The sequence below is a fragment of the Pseudomonas sp. BN415 genome, assembly GCF_029871195.1.
Lineage (GTDB): Bacteria > Pseudomonadota > Gammaproteobacteria > Pseudomonadales > Pseudomonadaceae > Metapseudomonas > Metapseudomonas resinovorans.
The window spans coordinates 1-21,620 of record NZ_SSOK01000067.1 but is presented as its reverse complement, the minus strand read 5'-3'; the positions used below and the strand labels follow the sequence as shown (position 1 = coordinate 21,620).

Here is a 21,620-nt window from a genome sequence, read left to right as displayed (position 1 = left end):
TATCGCTCCGCTCCACCGCAATCCTACGAAGTCTGTCCGTAGGATGGGTGGAGCTTGCGATACCCATCAGCCCCTCAATTCACCCCCGCCGCGTCCAGAAACGCCGGCTTCTCCCCGCCACCATGCACACAGATATCCGCGCCGCTCACATAGCTGGCCAGCGGTGAGGCGAGGTACAGGCAGGTGTCGCCGATGTCCTCGGGGCTGGCCATGCGTTGCAGGGGTATGCCCGCCGCCACGCGGGCCACGCCTTCGGCATCGCCGTAGTGCAGGTCGGCCTGCTCGGTGAGGATCAGCCCGGCGGTCACCGCGTTCACCCGTACCTTCGGCGCCCATTCCACGGCGAGCGAGCGGGTGAGGTTGAGCAGCCCGGCCTTGGCCGCGCCATAGGCGGCGGTGCCCGGGGAGGGGCGAGTGGCGCTGACGCTGCAGATGTTGATGATGGCGCCGCCTTCCGACTGCGCCTGCATCACCCGATTGGCCAGCTGGCAGAGGTTGAGCGGGGCCAGCAGGTTGAGGCGGATGATGGATTCGGAGAAGCGCGGCGAGGCCGTGGCCGCCTCGGCATGGGGGGCGCCACCGGCGTTGTTCACCAGCACGTCGAGGCGGCCGAAGCGTTCCACGATGCTGTCGAGCATGGCTTGCAACTGCTCCAGGTCGCGCACGTCGCAGGGTAGGAAGTGCGCGTTGCGTCCGTGGTGTGATGGCAGGCTTTCCGGGGCGTTGCGCCCGCAGATCACCACCTCGGCGCCTTGCTCCAGAAAGCGCAGGCTGATGCCCCGGCCCACACCCTTGCCGCCGCCGGTTACCAACACCACCTTGCCGCTGAAATCCAATGCATCACCCATGGTCGTTTCCTCTGAAATGTCGATAGGCAGAGGCTAGGGTGAGCGGGGCGGGGCGCCTACGTCCGGGAGGACTAGGGTAATGCGCGGTACCGACCCTGTGGGGGCACTCCTTGTGGGGGCGAATTCATTCGCTTAGGGCAGCGCAGCTGCCCCTTGTCGCCCCGTCGGGCAGACCTGCGGCCTGCATAGCGAATGAATTCGCCCCCACAGAAAAGCGGGATCACTGCATGGGTTGCTAGTCCTCTCGGACGATGTTGCCCACCGGGGCGCGCCGAATAATCCGGCCAAACAACAAGCCGAGGAGAGTCCCATGGGCGCGCTACCGCAAGGGCGTTTCGTCACGCTGCCGGATGGCCTGCGACTGCACTACATCGAAGCGGGCGAGGGCGAGCCGGTGGTGTTCATCCACGGCAGTGGCCCCGGCGCCAGCGGCCATAGCAACTTCAAGCAGAATTACCCGACCTTCGCCAGCTTCGGCTACCGGGTGATAGTGCCCGACCTGCCGGGCTACGGCGCTTCCGACAAACCGGAAACCACCTACAGCCTGGACTTTTTCGTCAATGCCCTGACCGGCCTGCTGGACGCCCTGGACATTCAGCGCTGCGTGCTGGTGGGTAACTCCCTGGGGGGCGCCATCGCCATCAAGCTGGCGCTGGATGCGCCCAAGCGCGTCAGTCGCCTGGTGCTGATGGCTCCCGGCGGGTTGATGGAGAAGGAGCAGTACTACCTGCAGATGGAAGGCATCCAGAAAATGGGCGCGGCTTTCGCCAATGGCGAGCTGAACGATGCCGATGGCATGCGTCGCCTGCTCGGCCTGCAGCTATACGATGCCTCGCTGATCAGCGACGAGACCGTCAACGAGCGGGTCGCCGTGGTGCAGCAGCAGCCGCGCTGCGTGCTCAGCACCATGCAGGTGCCGAACATGGCGGCGCGCCTTTCCGAGCTGTCCTGCCCGATCCTCGGTTTCTGGGGCATGAACGACAAGTTCTGCCCGTCTTCTGGCGCCCAGACCATGCTCGAATCCTGTCGCAACATTCGTTTCGTGATGCTCAGCGAATGCGGCCACTGGGTGATGGTGGAGCACCGCGAACTGTTCAACCGTACCTGTCTGGACTTCCTCGCGGAGGGCCGGCCATGAGCGACGCACTGCATCGCCAGTACGGCGAAGAGCTCTACCAGGCCCTGCAGGACGGGCGCACCCTGGAGCCCCTGACCCACCGCTGGCCGGCGATCACCATCGACGACGCCTACCGCATTTCCCTGCACGCCATCGAGCGTCGGGTGGCGGCGGGTGATGCCATCGTCGGCAAGAAGATCGGCGTCACCTCTGCCGCTGTACAGCGGATGCTCGATGTGCACCAGCCGGACTTTGGCTTCATCACCCGCGATATGGGGTTCGACCATGGCGCGGAGATTTCCCTGTCCGCCAACCGCCTGATCCAGCCGCGCGCCGAAGGCGAAATCGCCTTCAAGCTGAAGCGTGACCTCAAGGGGCCAGGCGTGACCGAGCAGGATGTGCTGGACGCCACCGAATGCGTGATGCCCTGTTTCGAGATCGTCGACTCGCGCATCCACGACTGGAAGATCCGCATCCAGGACACCGTCGCCGACAACGCCTCGTGCGGGGTCTTTGTCCTCGGTCGCGAGCAGGTGGACCCGCGTGAACTGGACCTGCCCAACCTGCGCATGACTGTGTTCAAGAACGGTGTGCAGATCAGCGAAGGGCTGGGCTCGGCCGTACAGGGCAACCCGCTCACGGCGGTGGCCTGGCTGGCCAACACCTTGGGTGAACTGGGCATCCCCTTCCTGGCCGGCGAGATCATCCTCTCCGGCTCGCTGGTACCACTGGAGCCGGCGCGAGCTGGTGACCGATTCGAACTGACCATCGACGGCCTGGGCAGTGCCCGGTTGTCCTTCTGTGCCTGACTCCGGGGGAGTGGTGATGAGCAAGAAACTCAAGGCGGCCATTATCGGGCCGGGCAATATCGGGACCGACCTGCTGATCAAGATGCGTCGCTCGGAATGGATCGAACCGGTGTGGATGGTGGGCGTGGACCCGACCTCGGAGGGGCTCAAGCGCGCCGCCGAGTTCGGCCTGAAAACCACGGCCGAGGGTGTCGACGGCCTGCTGCCGCACGTGCTGGACGACGACATCCGTATTGCCTTCGACGCCACCTCGGCCTATGTGCATGCCGAGAACAGCCGCAAGCTCAATGAGCTGGGCGTGATCATGGTCGATCTCACCCCGGCAGCCATCGGCCCTTACTGCGTGCCGCCGGTCAACCTCAAGGAGCACGCCGAGAAGCTGGCGCTCAACGTCAACATGGTGACCTGCGGCGGTCAGGCCACCATTCCCATGGTGGCGGCGGTTTCCCGCGTGCAGCCGGTGGAGTACGGCGAAATCGTCGCTACGGTGTCGTCCCGCTCGGTGGGGCCGGGTACCCGGCAGAACATCGACGAATTCACCCGCACCACCGCCGGTGCCGTGGAGAAGATCGGCGGGGCGAAGCGCGGCAAGGCGATCATCGTCATCAACCCGGCCGAGCCGCCCTTGATGATGCGCGACACCATCCATTGCCTCACCGAAGGCGAGCCGAACCAGGCGGAAATTCGCACCTCGGTGCTGCACATGGTCAAGGAAGTGCAGCGCTACGTGCCGGGCTACAAGCTGATCAACGGCCCGGTGTTCGACGGTCGCAAGGTGTCGATCTTCATCGAGGTCGAAGGCCTGGGCGACTTCCTGCCCAAGTCCGCCGGCAACCTGGACATCATGACCGCCGCCGGCCTGCGCACCGCCGAGATGTTCGCCGAAGAAGCCCACAAGGGCGCCCTGCAACTGCCCGTCCGTTGAGTGGAGATACCCCATGAACCTGCAAGGTAAGCACGTGCGCCTGCACGACATGAGCCTGCGCGACGGCATGCATGCCAAGCGCCACCAGATCAGCCTGGACGAGATGGTCGCCGTGGCCACCGGCCTCGATGCCGCCGGCGTTCCGCTGATCGAGATCACCCATGGCGATGGCCTGGGCGGCAGCTCGCTGAACTACGGCTTCCCGGCCCACTCGGACGAGGAGTACTTCGATGCGGTGATCCCCAAGCTCAAGCAGGCCAAGGTTTCGGCGCTGCTGCTGCCGGGCATCGGCACCGTCGACCACTTGAAAATGGCCCATGACCTCGGCGTTTCCACCATCCGCGTCGCCACCCACTGCACCGAGGCGGACGTCTCCGGCCAACACATTGGCATGGCCGCGAAGATGGGACTGGACACCGTCGGCTTCCTGATGATGGCGCACATGGTCAGCGCGGAAAAACTGCTGGAGCAGGCGAAGCTGATGGAGCGCTACGGCGCCAACTGCATCTACTGCACCGACTCGGCGGGCTACATGTTGCCCGATGAAGTGACCGAGAAGATCGCCGTGCTGCGTAACGGGCTGAATGCCGGCACCGAGGTCGGTTTCCACGGCCACCACAACATGGGCATGGCCATCGCCAACTCCCTGGCCGCCATCGAGGCGGGTGCCGCGCGTATCGACGGCTCGGTAGCGGGCCTGGGGGCTGGCGCCGGCAACACCCCGCTGGAGGTGTTCGTGGCGGTGCTGGAGCGCATGGGCGTGGCTACCGGCATCGACCTCTACACGATCATGGACGTGGCCGAGGACCTGGTGGTGCCGATGATGGACCAGCCGATCCGCGTCGACCGCGATGCCCTGACCCTGGGTTATGCCGGGGTCTACAGCTCCTTCCTGCTGTTCGCCAAGCGTGCCGAGAAGAAGTACGGCATCCAGGCCCGCGAACTGCTGGTGGAGCTGGGCCGTCGCGGTACGGTGGGTGGGCAGGAAGACATGATCGAAGACCTGGCGTTGACCCTGTCGCGTCAGCGCGAGGTGTTGCCGACTTGAGGTCTGGCACCGAGCGGTGCCCGACGTCCCTCATCCGAACGCGGCGCGCCCCGGTCCCGCTCTGCGCCCCAGCCTGATCGCTTCGCGCTCAGGCGTTTATCGGCACCGGAAGCGGTGTTTCCGAAATCGTGCCTCTTCACCCCAGGGGGGAGGGGTGACTCAAGGCTGATCTCATGCGCGAACTGCGCCCTCTCCCTCTGGGAGAGGGCTTTCCGTCTCTACAGACATCAGGTTGGGCAAGGGGCCAGTGCGTAGGCGGGAAAGCGGCGGACAAGATCCGGTCACGAAACGCAGGCAAAGCGCAGGATCAAGCGTCGGTTGTGCCGGCTCTTCTTCTCGATTTTGTCGCAGACCACTGGCCCGATCTCCTGGGTGTTGTGTACATGGGTGCCGCCACAGGGCTGGAGATCCACTCCTGGGATATCGATCACCCGCACTTTGCCATGAGTCATCGGCGGAGGTATGCGGTTGCCGCTGAGTTCGAGAAGGCGTCGGTACTCGCTGGCCGGCAGTTCATGCGCCCGTACGTCCAATGCGGCGTTGATCAGCTCGTTGAGGCTGCGGGTGATCTGCTCTTTATCCAGAGTCGACTCCGGTAGGTCGAAGTCAAGGCGGCTTTTTTCGGCACCGATGCTGCAGCCTGTCACCGGTGCATCAATGATGCTGCACAGTAAGTGCAGGCAAGTGTGCATGCGCATGTGTTGGTATCGCCGCTCCCAATTGAGACAGCCCTGCACTTCCTGGCCCGCCTGGAGTGCCGCAGGGTTTTCCAACTGGTGCCAGATGAGAGAGCGCAGCAGCGGGTCGCGCTGGGTACCGAGCACCGTGGCCGCTGAGCCGTCCGGCAGTAGGAGATGTCCCTGATCGCCGGGCTGGCCGCCGCCGGTGGGGTAGAACAGCGTCTGCTCCAGGGCCACGCCCAGCTCGCCGATGGCCAGCACGCGAGCAGTAAAGGTGTGTTGGTAGGGGGATTCGTCGAACAGGGAGCGGGTCTGCAGGGTCATGAGTCAGTCTTTTATGCTGAGCAGGTGGGGGTGAGTACCGAGCAGACCAGGCTGCTCAGGCCTGGCGGGTCTAGTAGGGTCACGTTGTGGGCCGGGCCATCAACCCGCAGATGCACCGGATAAAGTGGCGCGGGCACCACGAGGCCAAGTTTGCGCATGCGATACTGGCGGTGATGACGCTCCTGCACCGTGCATTCCAGGATCAGTTTGCTGAGGCTGCGGTGCTCGGCATCTAGCACTCTGATCGCACCCGTTTCCGGCAGTTCGCCGACTAGGTGCAGGCGCTCGCCTAGGGCGAAGGCACCGAGGAAACCTCGGCTGGAGGTATGGGTGGCGCGCTGCATCTGCAGTTGATTGACGATGCTCACGCGGGTATTGGCTGGCACGTCGCGCGTGATGACGCAGGCGGGACTGATGAATACGTTGTCGCCGATGTTCACCGCGCCGAGGATACGCGCGCCGGCCCCCACCTCTACGCCGTTGCCCAGTTTCGGGTGGCGTTTTCCCCCAGGGTTGTTGGCAATGCCGGAAGCACCCAGGGTCACGCCGCTGAGCAAGTAGCAGTCGTCACCTATTTCGCAGGTCTCGCCGATCACGGTGCCGAAACCGTGGTCCAGCACAAAGCGTCTGCCGATGCGCGTCGCCGGGTGGATCTCCACACCGGACTGCAGCTTGCCGACGTTGGCCAGACGGTGGGCAATGAGCGTGCGATTCTGCAGGCTGTCGCGCAGCCAGACCTGATGCGCCAGGCGATGTAACAGCACCGCCTTGAATGAGGCGTAGGTTCCGAGGATCAGCTCGGTGTGTCCGCACGAGGCGGGATCACGTTCGGCGAAGGCCTGCAGGTCCTCGGTCGCCTGTTGCAATGCGCTGTCCATAATGCCGTCCAGGTGCGGCATCAGCCGGCTGATGTCTCCCGGATTGAGCGCAGATACCAGGTTTTCCAGCATTCCGTCATACAGCGTCAACCTGTCGAGACGTCCACACATCCTATTGTTCTCCACAGTGCTTCAGTCGAAATGGGGCAGGTAGCTGTCGACGCCGTCGTAGATCAGCGTCAGCACCCGTGTGCCGCGTGGCAGATCGCCGGTCAACTGGGCTATGGCCACCAGATTGGCCGCCGAGGACAGCCCCAGGCTGACGCCGTCGCCGCGCATTGTGCGGCGCACCCGCTCCAGGCAGTCCCGTTTGGAGACCTTGAGCATGCCGTCGAGTACGTCTAGGTTGAGGATGGCGGGCACCAGGCCGATGGACAGCCCTTGGATCTCGTGTGTTGCGTGGCAGTCGGCTAGCAGATCGCAATTCTCTGGCTCCACGCCGAACACCCGCAGCCTCGGCCAGCGCATCTTAAGCGTCTCGGCCAGGCCGGTGATGTGGCCGCCAGTGCCGATGCCTGCAACCAGATAGTCGAGGGGATGTTCGGCGAAGTCGCGGAGAATCTCCTGGGCGGTGGTGCGCCGGTGGATCTCAGGGTTGGCCGGGTTTCGTTGTTGGTTGAGCATCACGTAGCTCGGGTTCTCCAGCTGCAGTTCCAGGGCCTTCTCGCCATGGGAGTTGTTGCCGCGACGGCTGTCGGACAGCACAACTTTGGCGCCATAGAGGCTTAGCAGCTTCTGTTTCTCCGGGCTGTAGTTGTCGGGGATCACCAGCACTACTCGGTAGCCGAGGATATTGCCGGCAATGGCCAGGCCGATGCCGGTATTACCGCCGCTCGGCTCGATGATCGTCTGGCCGCTACCCGGCATTAGAATGCCGCGGGCCTCGGCGTCGCGGACCATGGCCAGGGCTATGCGCGCCTTATGGCTGCCGCCGGGGTTGAGCGATTCCAACTTGGCGTAAACCTCCAGCCCGGTTTCGGCGCTGAAGGCCGCCAAGCGCACCACTGGTGTTTCACCAATGGCCTGCAGTAGGGATTCGTGGATCATCTGCAGTCTCTCAGTACAGCGGCATGTCGCGGTCGACGTCGCGTGCCCAGGCCTTCATCCCACCCTGCAGCACCTGCAGCCGGGTGAAGCCGGCATCCAGCAACTGGCGGGCGGCGCGTTCGGCACGCGGGCCGCCATAGCAGATCAGGCACAGACGTCGATCGCGCTCCAGCTCGTCCAGGCGTTCGGCCAGCTCGCCCAACGGGACGTTGATGACGCCGGGCAGGTGGCAGACTTCCAGCTCGTTGGGCTCGCGTACGTCCAGCAGTTGCAGGTCTTCGCCGCGATCTAGGTCGAGCTGCAACTGCTGAGGGCTGATCAGCAGCTCCTTCAGCATTGCGACGCCGGGCGCGGCGGTGGCGGCGCAGGCTAAGGGCGCCTCGACCTGCAGTTCGCAGCTACTACGCGCCGGCGAGCAGGTGGGGCAATCGGGGCGGCGCTTGAAGCGCACTTCGGTGAACTTCATCGCCAGAGCGTCGAAGCGCATTAGGCGGCCGACCAGAGGCTCGCCGATACCGAGGATCAGCTTGATCGCCTCGGTGGCCTGGATCAGCCCGACCACCCCGGGCAGCACGCCAATCACCCCGTCAGCGTTGCAGTTGGGGGCCAGCTCGGCGGGTGGGCTCTTGGGGTGTAGGCAGCGGTAGCAGGGGCCGTCCTGGTGGTTGAATACGCTCATCTGCCCGTCGAAACGGTGCAGTGCGCCATACACCAGCGGACGCTTGAGCAGCACACAAGCGTCGTTAAGTAGATAGCGGGTGGCGAAGTTATCGGTGCCGTCCACCACCAAGTCGTAGTCACCCACCAGCTGCAGGGCGTTGTCGAGGGTCAGCGCGCAGTCGTGGGCGACGACGCGGATGTCGGGGTTGAGGTCCTGCAGGCGCTGGCGCGCCGACTCCACCTTTGCCAGGCCTAGGGTGCTGGTGCCGTGCACCACTTGGCGTTGCAGGTTGCTGCTCTCGACCCGGTCGAAGTCCACCAGGCCGAGAGCGCCGATGCCGGCGGCAGCCAGATACAGGCTGACTGGCGAGCCCAGGCCACCGGTACCGATGACCAGCACACGCGCATTTTTCAGGCGCAGCTGACCCTGGCGACCGACGTTGGGCAAGGTGATATGGCGGACGTAGCGGCGCACCTCGTCGTTGCTCAGCTCGTCGCAGTCCAGCCCGCCAGAAGTGGCGAGCATGATCTCCAGCTTGGCGCCTGCCGGCAGCCGACTATCTGCGTATACCAACTCGCCGCCAGAGGTAAGGAGGAAGTGCTCCTTGAACTGCTGGTTGCCGTAAAAGAGATGATCGCGTAATCCGGCATGACGACTACAAACGTTCTCCACCAGTTCGCGCACCGTACCCCCTGCGCCTTCCATTCGCGCGGCAGGCAACTTGGCGACGCGCGCCAGCACCTCAGGGAAAATCACCATTCTCATAGCCAAACTCCTTTTGAAATAGTCCATTAAGGGCAGCCGGGAAACTCCCGGCTGCAGACGAATCTTTCACCGCTCCATTCGAACAGCTTGGCGCCCTGCACCTCGCCAGCGCGCACGTCCACCACCAGATAGGCCACGGGGAGGATCGGTTGGCCCAAGAACAACGCCTTGTCCTCGTCCTCACGGCTGAAGTAAGCGCCGACGTCCGGGTGCGAGTGGTAGATGACCCGCACAGGGTTGTCGCCGCTTAGGCTGCGGTTGAGCAGCAGGGTGTCGGCCACCGCGAAGGTGTACCCGTTGGCGGCGCTGCGCCGGTACACCTCAGGGTTGAGTTGGTTGAGCGCGTTCTGGATGTTCTCGCCGCAGTGCACCCCAGCATTGGCGAAGACAAATCCGCAGCACTCCTCGGGGTAGGCGTTGGCGGCGTGGCGATAGATGGCCTGCAGGGCTTGACGCTCGAGGAGGTGGTGTTCGTTCATGGCTCAGCCTTCCTCGCCAGGAGCTTTTCCATCGGCATCTTGGTGATGGCGAAACCGGCCAGCAGCAGGGCGGAATACAACGCCAGGTCGCGGGAGATCGGCAGCCCCTCGTACCAGGAACCGACGATCACGGCGAACACTGGGAAAATGATGAAGACGAAGGACAGGATCACCGGGCTCAGGCGTTTGAGCAGGAAGAAATAAACTATGAAGCCGCCCACCGAGGCGAACAGGCCGAGGTAGGTCAGCGCCCACCAGGAGCGCGCACTGATGGCGGCGAAGTCCGGCTGCTCCACGCCCAGGCTAACGAGGAACAACATCAGCCCGGCCAGGCCGATGGGCAGGGTGTTGAAGGTGATAACGCTGATTGCGGCGCCTTTCTGCTTTGTCACCACGTAGCACAACGCGTGCATCACGGCGGCGGAGAGGATCGCCAGCACCCCGGCGAACTCGTCGTGGGCCAGGCTCAGGCCCTGGCCACGCAGGATCATGAACAGGCTGCCGAAGCCGATGGCGATGCCTATGACCTGGGACAGGTAGATGCGTTCGCGCAGGAACAATGCGGAAAAGATCAGGATGAACACCGGCATGCAGCTGAACAGCAACGCGGTAAGACCCGAGGAAACATGGGTCTCGCCGTAGTTGAGCAGGTAGTAGGGCAGGCTGAAGTAGCACAGGGTGACGAAGACGAAGAAGCCGAGGTGGTGGCGCGGGAAGAATATCGAGTCGCCGCGGATCAGGGCGAAGCTGAGGAAGAGTGGAAAGGCGATCAGGAAGCGCAGGCCGGACGCGGTCAGTGGCGGCACCGTTTCCACGGCAATCTTGATGCCCAGCCAGGTGGTACCCCAACTCAGGCACACCGTCAGGAACAACAGGGAAGTGACGAGCGCCGCCAGCCACTGCTTCCTGGATTGGCTGGTGTTATCAACTGCCGCTGGAATTGGCATGATGACAATCCTTGTTTTCTGATAAATTGAGCGCCGAATATCAGATCATCAACTTATATTGATACTGTTTAATTAGGCTATTTGGGCGAATGATGGCTGTCAAAACAATTATTGACACGGTGCCAATGCTCGGGGAGGCGTTAAGCTCGGGGTACGGTGCCAAGTACAAGCGCCTCGCCAGTGCCATGGAAATCAGCATCCTGGAGGGGAGCATCGAAGAGGGGGGGAAGCTGCCGCCCCATCGCATCCTGGCGGACCGCCTTGGCGTGACCATAGGCACGGTCAGCCGCGCCTATGCCGAACTGGAGCGCATGGGCCTGGTGGTGGCACGGGTGGGCGATGGCACCTTCGTCCGCCAGCGAGAGCTGGAGCGCAAGCGCGACGCTGGCTTCAGCAATTTTGTCGAGGAGCGGCCGGAGCAGTACGACATGAGCCGCAACATGCACATTCCCGGCTCGGAAACCCGCCTCCTGGCGCAGAGCCTGTTGGACCTCGCCCGCGACCCGAGCACCCTCACCGAATTGACCCTGTATTCCCCTGACGCGGGCCTGCCGCACTACCGCCAAGCCGGCGCGCAGTGGCTCGCCCACGGCGACTTCCAGCCCCAGGCGGAGCAGGTGCTGTGCGTCAATGGCGGCCAGCACGGACTGCTCTGCACGCTGATGGCGTTGTTGCGCGCCGGCGACACCCTGGTTACTGAGCAGCTCACCTATCCGGGGCTGATCACCGTCGCGCGCATGCTTGGCATCAAACTGCTCGGCGCGGCGATTGACGACGAGGGGCTGATCCCGGCGTCGCTCGATGAGTTGTGCCGACACAACCGGGTCAGCGCCATCTACTGCAGCCCGACCTTGCAAAACCCGACCACCGGCGTGCTGTCCGCGCAGCGCCGGGAGGCGATAGTCGCCATCTGCCGCGAACACAACCTGCTGATCATTGAAGACGAGGCGCACGCCGTGCTGGTGGAGAACCGCCCGCCTCCCCTGAGCCACTACGCGCCGGAGCGCACGGTGCTGATCAGCAGCCTGAGCAAGGCGGTAGCCGCTGGCCTGCGGGTGGGTTACCTGCATGCCCCGACGACCCTGATCAGCCGCATAGGTGCCGCCCTTCGCGCCACTTGCTGGATGGCCACACCGCTGGCGATGGAGTTGGCCAGTAATTGGATCGAAAACGGCATCGCGAAGAAACTGTTGCGCCAGCAGATCGCCGAGATCGCCCGGCGCAAGCAATTGGTGCAGGGGCAGTTGGAAGGCTTGAACTATCGAACCCATCCGCAGTGCCCCCATTTCTGGATCGAAGTGCCCGAGCCCTGGCGTGCATCAGATGTGGAGGCCGACCTGAAGCTGAAGAGCTATCTGATCGCCACGGCGGAAGCCTTCGCCATCGGTCGGGCAGCGGTGCCGCAGTTCGTGCGGGCCAGCGTCAGCAATGCCTCGCACGACGATCAACTGCTTCTGGAGGGCTTCAAGGTCCTGGCCAACACGTTGCGGCAGGACAGCGGCCAGTTCGACGAGTGATCCCTTCTGGTGAGGGCATTCCAGGGCTCTGGCCGGGAGCGAGGGGTATTCGGAGCGGCTGGATTTTTCGAAGTGTATGGATGCTTCGGCGATGCGCAAGCTGCTGCACATCGCCTATGGGGTACTGAAATCGGGTCGGCCATACGATTCGAAACTGGTTCTTGCCCACTAGGGCGCAAGACGGTATCTACAAGGTCTGATGTGTCGTCACACCCGATTCCCACTCCCCCTTCTCCTCGCCTGCGCCAGCAGCGCCGGGCCGATCTCCTCCAGCGGCAGCACTTCTTCCGCCGCGCCGATTTCCGCCGCTTCCCGGGGCATGCCGTACACGACGCAGCTGGCCTCGTCCTGGGCCAGGGTGTAGCCGCCGGATTCGCGGATTTCCAACAGGCCACGGGCGCCGTCCTTGCCCATGCCGGTGAGCAGGGCGGCGATCAGGTTGCGGCCGGCGCAGCGGGCGGCGCTGTTGAACATCACATCCACGGCCGGACGGTGGCCGTTGACCGGCGGTGCGTCCGACAGTCGCGCGACATAGTTGGCGCCGGAGCGGGTCACTTCCATGTGCAGGCCGCCGGGGGCGAGGAGGGCGGTGCCGGGGAGGATGCGGTCGCCGTCGCGGGCTTCGCTGACGCTGATGCGGCAGAGCTTGTCCAGGCGCGCGGCGAAGGAGCGGGTGAAGCCCGCGGGCATGTGCTGGGTGATGACCACGCCGGGGCTGTCCGCCGGCAGGCCCAGCAGTACTTCCTTGATGGCCTCGGTGCCGCCGGTGGAGGCGCCGATGGCGATCAGTTTCTCGGTGCCGACGATGGGCAGGCCGCGCTCTGCCGGACGTTCCGCGGCGATGCGGCGGACCATCCGCGCGCGTGCGGCCACCTTGAGCTTGGCGCGAATCTCTTCGGCATAGGCCTGCATTCCTTCGGCGATGCCCAGCTTGGGCTTGGCGATGAAGTCGATGGCGCCCAGTTCCAGGGCCCGCAGGGTGGCTTCGGAGCTGCGCTCGGTGAGGGAGGAAATCATCACCACGGGCGTCGGCCGGCCCTTCATCAGTTTGTCGAGGAAGGTCAGACCGTCCATGCGCGGCATTTCCACGTCCAGGGTGATGACGTCCGGCGCGTGCTGCTTGATCAGGTCGCGGGCCACATAGGCGTCGGGCGCTACGCCCACCAGTTGCAGTTCGTGGTCGGCACGGACGATCTCGCTGAGCAGGCTGCGGATGAGCGCCGAGTCATCCACCACCAGTACCTTGATGGGCACGTGTTCACTCCTTGAACAGGTCGTAGGGCCCCAGCGCCTCCCCGCGCTTGAGGTAGAGGATGTATTCCAGCTCGCGTTGCAGGATGGTGTCGTTGTGCAGGCTCTTGAGCTTCTTCACCAGCACTTTGCCGCTGGAAGGGAATACGTAGACCTTGCGCGCCTCAGCGCCCATCACGTCCTCGGCCAGCAGGGGAATGCCTTCGGTATCCAGGTAGCTATGGACGAACTCCACGGTGCGCAGGGTGGTGTCGACCCGCAGCAGGTCGTTGGGCAGGTTGCCGGCGCCGAAGACCTTGGCTTCCAACTGGTGGCGGCGGGCGCCTTGGCGCAGCAGCTCTTCGCTGAGCTGCTCCATGATGCGCACGCCATGATGCGTGGACGCGCTGGCCAGGCCGCTGCCGGGGCCGGGCTCGGGCAGCAGGAACTGGTTCATGCCGCCGATGCCGCGCTGCAGGTCGAACAGGCAGACCGCCACACAGCTGCCAAGCACCGAGACCAGCACCTGGTCTTCAGTGGTGGCGTAGTACTCGCCGGGCAGTAGCTTGACGGCCGGCAACTGGTGGTCCGGGTCGAAATAGCGGGTGGCGGCGATGGCGCCTGCGGTTTCACCTTTCATGTCGGGACTCCCGGCACAGGCTGGTAGACCGTGCGGCTGACCAGCTTCACCACATGGTTGGCCTGCACGAAGCTTTCCGAATGACCGGCGAAGAACAGGCCGTCGGACCTGAGCAGGCGCACCATGCGTTCCAGCAGGCGCACTTGGGTGGGCTTGTCGAAATAGATCATCACGTTGCGACAGAAGATGGCGTCCAGCCCGCCGCCGAGGTGCCAGTCGGCATCCAGCAGGTTGATGCGGCGGAACTCCACCATCTGCCGCAGCTCCGGCACTATACGCGCCAGTCCGGCGTTGGCACCGGTGCCGCGCTGGAAATAGCGCTTCTTCAATGCCGGGTCCAACTGCTCGATGCGTTCCAGCGGGTAGACGCCACGGCGCGCGATTTCCAGCACGCCGGTGTCGATGTCGGAGGCAATGATCTGCACGCCCTGGGCCCGCCCGCCCAAGGCCTGGTGCAGGGCAATGGCCATGGAATAGGGCTCTTCCCCGGTGCTGGAGGCGGCTGACCAGAAACGCAGTGGACGGCCTCGGTGCTGGTGTTCGCGCGCCAGGGTGGTGAGCTGGTCGAAGTGGTGGCGCTCGCGGAAGAACGCGGTGATGTTGGTGGTCAGCGCGTTGATGAAGGGTTGCCATTCCTCGGGGTGCTGGTCGAGGTAGGCGAGGTAACTGGAAAAGTTGTGCAGTTCCAGTTGGCGCAGGCGACGTGCCAGACGGCTGTAGACCATCTGCTGTTTGCTGGTGGCCAGGCTGATGCCCGCGCGGCGATAGAGCCGCTCGCGCACCTGCTCGAAGTCGTGATCGTTGTAGCCGAACTCGTGTTCGCCAAGTACCAGCGCGTTCATCGCGTCACCTCGAAAGCCCCGGCGCAAGCGCCGGGGTTATGGCCTGGGACTAGAATTCCTCCCATTCCTCTTCCTTGCTTCGTCCGACGCGGCCGGCCGTGCGCTGCGGCCTCGCGGGCGACTTGTGCCGAGTGGCCCCGCGGGCTGCGTCGGGCTGGCCGGCATGGGCCGGGTCCAGCTTGAACACCGCCACCGACTGGGCCATCAGCCCGGCCTGTTCCTGCAGGGCTTCGGCTGCAGCGGCGGCCTCTTCCACCAGGGCGGCGTTCTGCTGGGTCATCTCGTCCATCTGATTGACCGCGCCGTTGACCTCCTCGATGCCACGGCTCTGCTCGGCGGACGCGGCGGCGATCTCCGCCATGATGTCGGTGACCCGCTTGATGGCGATCACGATGTCGCTCATGGTCTGGCCGGCCTGGGCCACCAGGGTGTTGCCGTTCTCCACCTTGCTCACCGAGTCGGAAATCAGCGTCTTGATCTCCTTGGCTGCCGCCGCCGAGCGCTGCGCCAGGGTGCGTACCTCGGCTGCCACCACGGCGAAGCCTCGCCCCTGCTCACCGGCGCGGGCGGCTTCCACCGCAGCGTTGAGGGCGAGGATGTTGGTCTGGAAGGCAATGCCGTCGATGACGCCGATGATGTCGGAGATTTTCCGCGCCGACTCGTTGATGGCGGTCATGGTGCTGACCACCTTCTGCACCACGTTGCCGCCTTCAGTGGCCACTTCCGAGGCGTTCACCGCCAGGGAGTTGGCCTGGCGTGCGTTCTCGGCGTTGAGTTTCACCGTGCTGGTCAGTTCCTCCATGCTGGAGGCGGTTTCTTCCAGGCTGGAGGCCTGTTGCTCGGTGCGGGTGGACAGCTCGGCGTTGCCGCTGGAGATTTCTCCGGCGGCGGTGTTGATGGTGTCGGCGGCTTCGCGGATCTGTCCGAGCATGCGCGACAGGCTCTGCGCGGTTTCGTTGGAGTAGTCCTTGAGTTCGCCGAAGGTGCCCTGGTAGTCGGCACTGATGCTCTGCGAAAGATCACCCTTGGCCAGGGCGCTGAGCATCCGCGAGACGTCCTTGAGGCCCTTGTCGGCGGTGTCTACCAACTGGTTGAGACCGGTCGCCAGGTTGAGGATGAAGCCGGTCTTGCCCTCTTCGTTGATGCGTTTGGAGAAGTCGCCGTTGGCGGCGGCACCGACCAGCCCGGCCACTTCGCGCTCGACGTTCACTTCCAGGGTTCGGTCGGCCCATTCCACCACCGAGCCGAGACGCTCGCCGTTGTCGCTGATGACCGGGTTGGCGACCAGGCCGAAGGTGCGTCCACCAACCTCGATCTGCGCACGGAAGGTGCTGGTGAAGGTGGCGAGCAGGCGTTTCTGGTGTTCCGGGTTCTTGTGGAACTGGTCGATCGAACCGCCCAGCAGCTTGCTCACCGAGAAGCTCGGCAAGGCCTTGCGCAGGTCGGCCTCGGCGTTCTGCAGCATGCTGGTGACGGTCTTGTTCATGTAAATGATGTTGCGCTCGCCGTCGGCGATCATCACGTTGGTGCTGCAGTTGTCCAGGGCACTCTTGATGCGGATGTTCTCGCTGGCGGCCTGGGCAGCGCTGCTCAACTGGTCGCGGACCTTGTCGATGGCCTGGGTGATCTGCGCCTTCTTGCCGGGCAGGCGGTCCATGTCCTGGCTGAAGTCGCCATCGCCATAGGCGGTGACCACGCGCACCACTTGCATCTTTACCGCGATGTGGGCGGCCACCAGGTCATTGACGCCTTTGGCGATGCGCGCCTGGGTGCCGCTGAACTGTGCCACCGGGATGACTTCGTCGATCCAGCCGTCGCTATGCTGACGGGTCATTTCCACCAGGGCCCTGTCCAGCGCCTCGGTCTGGGTGGTTTCCGTCTGTTGCTGGCGCAGGCCTTTCTGCAGGCGGGCGAGGCTGTCGTAGACCGGCGTCCAGATCGGGTCGTCGCCGGCGCCGATCGATTGGTCGAGATTTCCGTCGGCCAGGCCCTGGATAAGGCCGGCCAGGTGCTGCGCGCGAAGCTGTGCTTGTGCTTTTCCGTTGAACAGACCCATGGATTATCCCCTTGCGTGTCAGGCTGCGGCTGCTTCGACCAGGCCCATTTCGCGGCTGGTCATCAGCTTCTCGATATCCACCAGGATCAACATCCGCTCGGCCGCGGTGGCAAGGCCCAGCAGGTACTCCGTATCGAAACTGGCGCCGAACTCCGGCGGTGGCTTGATCTCCTCGCCCGACAGGGCGATCACGTCGGACACCGAATCCACCACCACGCCGACGATGCGCCGGCCGATGTTGAGGATGATCACCACGGTGAATGGGTCGTAGGTGACGTCGGCCAGGTTGAACTTGATGCGCAGGTCGACGATGGGAACGATGGCGCCGCGCAGGTTGATCACGCCCTTGATGAAGGCCGGGCTGTTGGCGATGGCGGTCACCTGGTCATAGCCGCGAATTTCCTGCACCCGGAGTATGTCGATGGCGTACTCCTCGCGACCGAGGGTGAAGGTCAGGTACTCCTGGGCCAGCTGTCCGGCCTGTTCCGTATTAGGTGAGTTCATGCAGTACCGCTCCTTGTTGTTGGGCCAGGCCCGGCAGGGCGTCGACATCCAGGATCAGGGCGACGCTGCCGTCGCCCATGATGGTGGCGCCGGCGATGCCTTCGATCCGGCGGAAGTTCTGCTCCAGACTCTTGATCACCACCTGCTGCTGGCCCACCAGGTCATCCACCAGCAGGGCGAAGTGGCGCCCGTCGGCTTCGAGGATGACCACGATGGACTGCTCGGCCGGCAGCGGCGGGGTGGATTCGCCCAACAGGTCGTGCAGCGAGAGCAGCGGCAGGTACTCGCCACGCACGCGGATCACCGCGCCTTCCTCGCCCCCCAGGCCACGGATGTCCGCTGCCTTGGGCTGGAGCGATTCGACGATGTAGGTCAGCGGAATCACATAATGGGTGAACGCCACGGCGACGATCAGGCCGTCGAGGATGGCCAGCGTCAGCGGCAGACGGATGTTGATGCGGGTGCCCAGGCCCGCGACCGAGTCGATGTCGATGCGCCCGCCCATGGACTGGATGTTGCGCTTGACCACGTCCATGCCGACGCCGCGCCCGGAGAGGTCGGTGACCACTTCGGCAGTGGAGAAGCCGGGCATGAAAATCAATGGCCAGACCTCGGCGTCGCTCATGCCCTCATGCACCGCCAGGTTCTTCTCGCGGGCCTTGGCGAGGATGCGCTCACGGTCCAGGCCACGGCCGTCATCGCTGATCTGGACAACTATGCTGCCGCCCTGGTGGAAGGCTCCCAGGCGCACCGTGCCGCTGGCCGGCTTGCCGGCGGCCAGGCGCGCCTCAGGCAACTCGATACCGTGGTCGATGCTGTTGCGCACGATGTGGGTGAGCGGGTCGCTGAGGCGCTCGATCACGCCCTTGTCCAGCTCGGTGTGCTCGCCCTGCAGCACCAGCTCAACCTGCTTGCCGAGCCGCGCCGAGGTGTCGCGCACCAGGCGCGGAAAGCGGCTGAAGATGAAACTGATGGGCAACATGCGGATCGACATCACCGATTCCTGCAGGTCGCGGGTGTTGTGTTCCAGTTGCGCCAGGGCCTGGTGAATACGTTCGTGGACGCTTGGGTCCAACTCGCCACCGAGTTGGCCGAGCATGGCCTGGGTGATGACCAGCTCGCCCACCAGATTGATCAGGCTGTCGATCTTCTCGACGCTGACGCGGATGGAGCTGGATTCGCCTTCAGCAGCTGCCGGTTTGCTGGTGGCCGGTATTGCCGCCGGCACTGGCTTGGGCGGTTCGGCGGCGACCTGGACCGGTACGCCGGGCGCGTCATCGAAGAAACCGAAGTCGCTGGATTCGGCCAGGGCGGGCGTACTGGGCGTATCGTCGAAGAAGCCGAAGCCGTCGCCGGCTTCCGCCTCCGGCACTTCATCGAAGAAGCCGAAGCTTGCCTCTTCACGGGCGGCCGGTGCGGCCTCCAGCAACTCGCGCAGGCGGGCGACTGTCTCGGCCACCGGCACACTCGGGTCCGAGCGTTGCTGGCGATGGGCGTCCAGCAGACGCATCAGCACATCACGGGCCTGCAGGAAGAGGTCGACCATCTCGCCGTGCAGGGCCATCTGTCCGCTGCGAATGCGGTCGAGCAGGGTTTCCAGCTCGTGGGTCACGGCGGTCAGGTCATCGAAACCGAACATGCCGGCCGAACCCTTGATGGAATGGGCGGCGCGGAAGATGCCGTTGAGCTCTTCCGCGTCAGGCTGCTGCAGGTCGAGACCGAGCAGCAGCAGTTCGAGGCTGGCCAGGTGCTCTTCGGTTTCCTCGAAGAACACCTGGAGGAATTGATTCATCCCGTCGCTCATGGGAAGCGCCTTGTGCAGGGGTCAGGGGAGGACCTTGCGGGTGACTTCCAGCAGTTTCGGCGGATCGAAGGGCTTGACCAGCCAACCGGTGGCGCCGGCGGACTTGCCTTGCTGTTTCATGGTGTCGCTGGACTCGGTGGTCAGCATCAGGATCGGGGTGGCGCGGTAGCCAGGCAGCCCTCGCAGGCTGCGGATCAGGCTCAGCCCGTCCATGTTGGGCATGTTCTGGTCGGTGAATACCAGGTTGTAGGCCTTGCTCTGTGCCTTGCCGAGGCCATCCTTGCCATCGACCGCCTCGTCCACGAGGTACCCGGCGGCCTTGAGGGTGAAGCTCAGCATCTGCCGTATGGATGCCGAATCGTCGACTATCAGGATCTGCTTGCTCATCAGTGCCGCTCTCCATGCCGCTTTTTTCTGTTTTTTTAGGCGCACCTTCGTCGCCCTTGGCGAATGAATTCGCCCCTTTTGCAAGGTGTTGCATCCGTCTGCTGGCTAGTGGCCATGGTTAGGTGTAGATGGGCGCCTATCGAGCGTCCAGCCACTGGCGTCAGTCATTCGTCGCGCGGATGAGCGGCAAATGGCTGAGGGCTATCGACTCAGAAAAGCTCCACCTCGCCCGCATTGACACTGCTCTGGCTCACGGGGTTGGCGACCGGTTTCCTCAGTTCAGCGGTTTCCTCTTCGACCCGTACCGCCCAGTGCTCCGGCGCTACCGCATGCAGCCCGCCGATACCCGTCGCGAAACTGCCGAGCTTGGCGAAGTGCTTGCGCATCTGCCCGATCAACTGACTGCTCATGTCCTGGAACTGCAGGGCGGTAATGGCCTGGTCGACACCCGCGCCCACCTCCAGCGAGATTCGGTCCAGCTCCTGGATCACCTTGAGGGTGTGGCGGTTCATGCCTTCCAGGTCTTCCAGCATGTGATGCAGTTGCTGCTTGGATTCCAGGGCGATGCCCATGTCCTTGTCCGCCAATTGGGCAATGGCCGACTCGGCATCCTGGATCTCGCGGTAGACCACATCCACATGCTCGCGAATCTGTTCGGAAAACCCGGTGGAGCGGGTGGAAAGGGCACGTACCTCGTCGGCCACCACGGCGAAACCCCGGCCGCTCTCGCCGGCGCGGGCGGCCTCGATGGCTGCGTTCAGCGCCAGCAGGTTGGTCTGCTTGGCGATGGCGTCCATATCGTGGGTGGATTTCAGGATATCGGCGATCTTCTGCGTCACCCGGTCCATGCGCTTGACCAGTTCCTGGGAGGTCTGGCTGGTTTCCAGCGTGGCCTCGACGAACAGGCCAAGGGTGTTGCGAGTGGTGGCAATGAACTCCTGGAAGTTCATGCCGTCATCGACACCCTGCTGGTTGCCATAGCGTTCGATCAGGGAGTGGGAGTGCGCACGCTGCTGGTCGATGCGCGCGGCCAGGCCGTGGAAGCTGTCGCTGAGGCGACCGATGGCATCCTGCAGCAGGCCATCGACCTGTCCGGCATGGGCCTTCAGGGTACCGAGCTGCTCATCCAGCGCATCCTGCGTTTGCCGCCAGTCGGGCGTCGCCACCACTGGTTGCGCATGGGCCTGTGCGGCATGAACGCGTGCTTCCCGTTGCAGCCAGACCAGCAACAGGCTGGCCAGCCAGCCACCGGTGAAGGCCAGCCAGGCCGGCAGGCCGACGGCGACCATGCCGGCGCAGGCCAGCCAGATCAGGGAATGCAGGGCCAGGCCCTTGAAGGGGTTGGCGGACGACGGATGCGACATGGAGCACTCCCTTGCCAGGATGGTTGAACCGAAATGCGGCGCTTTGAAAGCCATCGGCAACGCTGGTTAAAGCTAGAGGGTCGCAGCGTGCTGTCAAATGGCTACCCGTCGGCTGCCTGCGCCGTTCATCCGGCTGTTTCTGCGTCCTCCTCCGGCAGGCTCACGTAGCGATGGGCACCGCAGCGCAGGCAGCGCTGGCAGATCATGGGCACGGTGCCCACTTCGGTACGAAAACCCTCGGTCCAATGACAACCGAGCACAAAACAACGAATTCGCATGGCTCCTCCCCGGGGGATCACCCCTGGTTCGATCGGGCAGTAGTGGATGGAACTGCACGTGCCTTGTTCTTGTTGGAGGCATGGGTCGCCGCGAGCATCGGCCGCCCGCGCTAGAGCCCACAACCTAAAGGGGCGAACGGTGGCACCGTTGGTCGGGGGAGACGCGGCGGCCGCCGGGCTGATCCAGGGCAACCCCTGTCAGGGGCACACAGCCTGTGGGGGCGAATTCATTGGCTATGTCTGCGTTAGTTGTTGCAACGATGAAGGAGGTGCTCTAGTGCAGACCTTCGAGGCTTCCGCGCCAGCCGGACATAACCCTCACCCGAACGCGGCCCTCCCCAGCCCCTCTCCCGGAGGGAGAGGGGTGACTCGCGCTGGCGAGGCACGAACCATCCTGAAGCCCACATGGGCCTGATACCAGGCAGGCAAGGTGAGGCAGCGACTACGCCCCTTCAGGAGGCCGAGCGGAA

General features: G+C 64.3%; 19 protein-coding genes and 1 pseudogene. 5 read left to right on the top strand and 15 right to left on the bottom strand.

The features are described 5' to 3' along the window. Positions 1–74: 74 nt before the first annotated feature. Positions 75–848, bottom strand: a complete 774-nt coding sequence (locus E8F20_RS25330; RefSeq protein WP_280286205.1) for an SDR family oxidoreductase — start codon at positions 846–848, stop codon at positions 75–77. A 310-nt stretch (positions 849–1,158) separates the two neighbouring features. On the opposite strand from E8F20_RS25330, the gene E8F20_RS25325 reads away from it, so the two are divergent. Genes E8F20_RS25325 through dmpG form a run of 4 tightly spaced genes read left to right on the top strand, consistent with a single transcriptional unit; the run spans position 1,159 to position 4,747 of the window. Further along, the gene (locus E8F20_RS25325; RefSeq protein ID WP_280286204.1) at positions 1,159–1,986 is read left to right on the top strand and encodes an alpha/beta fold hydrolase; all 828 of its coding nucleotides are present in this window, start codon (positions 1,159–1,161) and stop codon (positions 1,984–1,986) included. Beyond that, positions 1,983–2,774: a fumarylacetoacetate hydrolase family protein gene (locus tag E8F20_RS25320; protein WP_280286203.1), complete on the top strand. Its 792-nt coding sequence runs from the start codon at positions 1,983–1,985 to the stop codon at positions 2,772–2,774. The genes E8F20_RS25325 and E8F20_RS25320 overlap by 4 nt, the downstream gene beginning before the upstream one ends. Positions 2,775–2,790: 16 nt before the next feature. Beyond that, complete coding sequence (locus E8F20_RS25315) at positions 2,791–3,699, top strand: acetaldehyde dehydrogenase (acetylating) (protein ID WP_280286202.1); 909 nt, start codon at positions 2,791–2,793, stop codon at positions 3,697–3,699. 13 nt (positions 3,700–3,712) lie between these two features. Next, the gene (gene dmpG / locus E8F20_RS25310; protein ID WP_280286201.1) at positions 3,713–4,747 is read left to right on the top strand and encodes a 4-hydroxy-2-oxovalerate aldolase; all 1,035 of its coding nucleotides are present in this window, start codon (positions 3,713–3,715) and stop codon (positions 4,745–4,747) included. Positions 4,748–5,028: 281 nt separating this feature from the next. On the opposite strand, the gene E8F20_RS25305 is transcribed toward dmpG, so the two are convergent. From E8F20_RS25305 to E8F20_RS25285, 5 genes and pseudogenes are all read right to left on the bottom strand, one after another. Further along, positions 5,029–5,751 carry an alanyl-tRNA editing protein gene (locus E8F20_RS25305; RefSeq protein WP_280286200.1) on the bottom strand — a complete coding sequence of 241 codons (723 nt, stop codon included), beginning with the start codon at positions 5,749–5,751 and terminating at the stop codon, positions 5,029–5,031. An 11-nt stretch (positions 5,752–5,762) separates the two neighbouring features. Then, on the bottom strand, positions 5,763–6,740 hold the full coding sequence (locus tag E8F20_RS25300; RefSeq protein ID WP_280286199.1) for a serine O-acetyltransferase: 978 nt from the start codon (positions 6,738–6,740) through the stop codon (positions 5,763–5,765). Positions 6,741–6,761: 21 nt separating this feature from the next. Beyond that, the gene (locus tag E8F20_RS25295) at positions 6,762–7,676 is read right to left on the bottom strand and encodes a cysteine synthase family protein (RefSeq protein WP_280286198.1); all 915 of its coding nucleotides are present in this window, start codon (positions 7,674–7,676) and stop codon (positions 6,762–6,764) included. Positions 7,677–7,686: 10 nt separating this feature from the next. After that, positions 7,687–9,581, bottom strand: a pseudogene (gene moeB / locus E8F20_RS25290) (molybdopterin-synthase adenylyltransferase MoeB). Then, a complete protein-coding gene (locus E8F20_RS25285; RefSeq protein WP_280286294.1) occupies positions 9,578–10,477 on the bottom strand; it encodes an EamA family transporter in 900 nt (299 codons plus the stop codon). Before E8F20_RS25285 ends, moeB begins: the two are co-directional and overlap by 4 nt. Positions 10,478–10,620: 143 nt before the next feature. Between E8F20_RS25285 and E8F20_RS25280 the strand changes: the two genes are divergently transcribed. Then, a complete protein-coding gene (locus E8F20_RS25280) occupies positions 10,621–12,045 on the top strand; it encodes a PLP-dependent aminotransferase family protein (protein ID WP_280286197.1) in 1,425 nt (474 codons plus the stop codon). A 207-nt stretch (positions 12,046–12,252) separates the two neighbouring features. Here the strand turns inward: E8F20_RS25280 and E8F20_RS25275 are convergent, their stop codons facing one another. From E8F20_RS25275 to E8F20_RS25235, 9 genes are all read right to left on the bottom strand, one after another. After that, positions 12,253–13,299 carry a chemotaxis response regulator protein-glutamate methylesterase gene (locus tag E8F20_RS25275; protein WP_280286196.1) on the bottom strand — a complete coding sequence of 349 codons (1,047 nt, stop codon included), beginning with the start codon at positions 13,297–13,299 and terminating at the stop codon, positions 12,253–12,255. 4 nt (positions 13,300–13,303) lie between these two features. Continuing rightward, positions 13,304–13,915, bottom strand: coding sequence for a chemotaxis protein CheD (locus E8F20_RS25270; RefSeq protein WP_280286195.1), 612 nt, complete (start codon positions 13,913–13,915; stop codon positions 13,304–13,306). Further along, positions 13,912–14,757, bottom strand: coding sequence for a CheR family methyltransferase (locus E8F20_RS25265; protein WP_280286194.1), 846 nt, complete (start codon positions 14,755–14,757; stop codon positions 13,912–13,914). Before E8F20_RS25265 ends, E8F20_RS25270 begins: the two co-directional genes overlap by 4 nt. A 49-nt stretch (positions 14,758–14,806) precedes the next feature. After that, a complete protein-coding gene (locus E8F20_RS25260) occupies positions 14,807–16,813 on the bottom strand; it encodes a methyl-accepting chemotaxis protein (protein ID WP_280286193.1) in 2,007 nt (668 codons plus the stop codon). 18 nt (positions 16,814–16,831) lie between these two features. Beyond that, positions 16,832–17,317 (bottom strand): chemotaxis protein CheW, encoded by a 486-nt coding sequence (locus E8F20_RS25255; RefSeq protein WP_280286192.1) that lies wholly within the window; start codon positions 17,315–17,317, stop codon positions 16,832–16,834. Next, positions 17,304–19,121, bottom strand: coding sequence for a chemotaxis protein CheW (locus tag E8F20_RS25250; protein ID WP_280286191.1), 1,818 nt, complete (start codon positions 19,119–19,121; stop codon positions 17,304–17,306). The genes E8F20_RS25255 and E8F20_RS25250 overlap by 14 nt, the downstream gene beginning before the upstream one ends. A 21-nt stretch (positions 19,122–19,142) precedes the next feature. After that, positions 19,143–19,508, bottom strand: coding sequence for a response regulator (locus E8F20_RS25245; protein ID WP_028628131.1), 366 nt, complete (start codon positions 19,506–19,508; stop codon positions 19,143–19,145). A 209-nt stretch (positions 19,509–19,717) separates the two neighbouring features. Further along, on the bottom strand, positions 19,718–20,872 hold the full coding sequence (locus tag E8F20_RS25240; RefSeq protein WP_280286190.1) for a methyl-accepting chemotaxis protein: 1,155 nt from the start codon (positions 20,870–20,872) through the stop codon (positions 19,718–19,720). 125 nt (positions 20,873–20,997) lie between these two features. Continuing rightward, a complete protein-coding gene (locus tag E8F20_RS25235; protein ID WP_280286189.1) occupies positions 20,998–21,150 on the bottom strand; it encodes a PSPA7_2676 family Cys-rich small protein in 153 nt (50 codons plus the stop codon). Between the last annotated feature and the right edge of the window lie 470 nt (positions 21,151–21,620).

Bases quoted from the DNA above. Each gene is read 5' to 3' on its own strand.
- E8F20_RS25330 (WP_280286205.1), bottom strand. From the start codon at position 848: ATGGGTGATGCATTGGATTTCAGCGGCAAGGTGGTGTTGGTAACCGGC.
- E8F20_RS25325 (WP_280286204.1), top strand. From the start codon at position 1,159: ATGGGCGCGCTACCGCAAGGGCGTTTCGTCACGCTGCCGGATGGCCTG.
- E8F20_RS25320 (WP_280286203.1), top strand. From the start codon at position 1,983: ATGAGCGACGCACTGCATCGCCAGTACGGCGAAGAGCTCTACCAGGCC.
- E8F20_RS25315 (WP_280286202.1), top strand. From the start codon at position 2,791: ATGAGCAAGAAACTCAAGGCGGCCATTATCGGGCCGGGCAATATCGGG.
- dmpG (WP_280286201.1), top strand. From the start codon at position 3,713: ATGAACCTGCAAGGTAAGCACGTGCGCCTGCACGACATGAGCCTGCGC.
- E8F20_RS25305 (WP_280286200.1), bottom strand. From the start codon at position 5,751: ATGACCCTGCAGACCCGCTCCCTGTTCGACGAATCCCCCTACCAACAC.
- E8F20_RS25300 (WP_280286199.1), bottom strand. From the start codon at position 6,740: ATGTGTGGACGTCTCGACAGGTTGACGCTGTATGACGGAATGCTGGAA.
- E8F20_RS25295 (WP_280286198.1), bottom strand. From the start codon at position 7,676: ATGATCCACGAATCCCTACTGCAGGCCATTGGTGAAACACCAGTGGTG.
- E8F20_RS25280 (WP_280286197.1), top strand. From the start codon at position 10,621: ATGGCTGTCAAAACAATTATTGACACGGTGCCAATGCTCGGGGAGGCG.
- E8F20_RS25270 (WP_280286195.1), bottom strand. From the start codon at position 13,915: ATGAAAGGTGAAACCGCAGGCGCCATCGCCGCCACCCGCTATTTCGAC.
- E8F20_RS25265 (WP_280286194.1), bottom strand. From the start codon at position 14,757: ATGAACGCGCTGGTACTTGGCGAACACGAGTTCGGCTACAACGATCAC.
- E8F20_RS25260 (WP_280286193.1), bottom strand. From the start codon at position 16,813: ATGGGTCTGTTCAACGGAAAAGCACAAGCACAGCTTCGCGCGCAGCAC.
- E8F20_RS25255 (WP_280286192.1), bottom strand. From the start codon at position 17,317: ATGAACTCACCTAATACGGAACAGGCCGGACAGCTGGCCCAGGAGTAC.
- E8F20_RS25250 (WP_280286191.1), bottom strand. From the start codon at position 19,121: ATGAGCGACGGGATGAATCAATTCCTCCAGGTGTTCTTCGAGGAAACC.
- E8F20_RS25245 (WP_028628131.1), bottom strand. From the start codon at position 19,508: ATGAGCAAGCAGATCCTGATAGTCGACGATTCGGCATCCATACGGCAG.
- E8F20_RS25240 (WP_280286190.1), bottom strand. From the start codon at position 20,872: ATGTCGCATCCGTCGTCCGCCAACCCCTTCAAGGGCCTGGCCCTGCAT.
- E8F20_RS25235 (WP_280286189.1), bottom strand. From the start codon at position 21,150: ATGCGAATTCGTTGTTTTGTGCTCGGTTGTCATTGGACCGAGGGTTTT.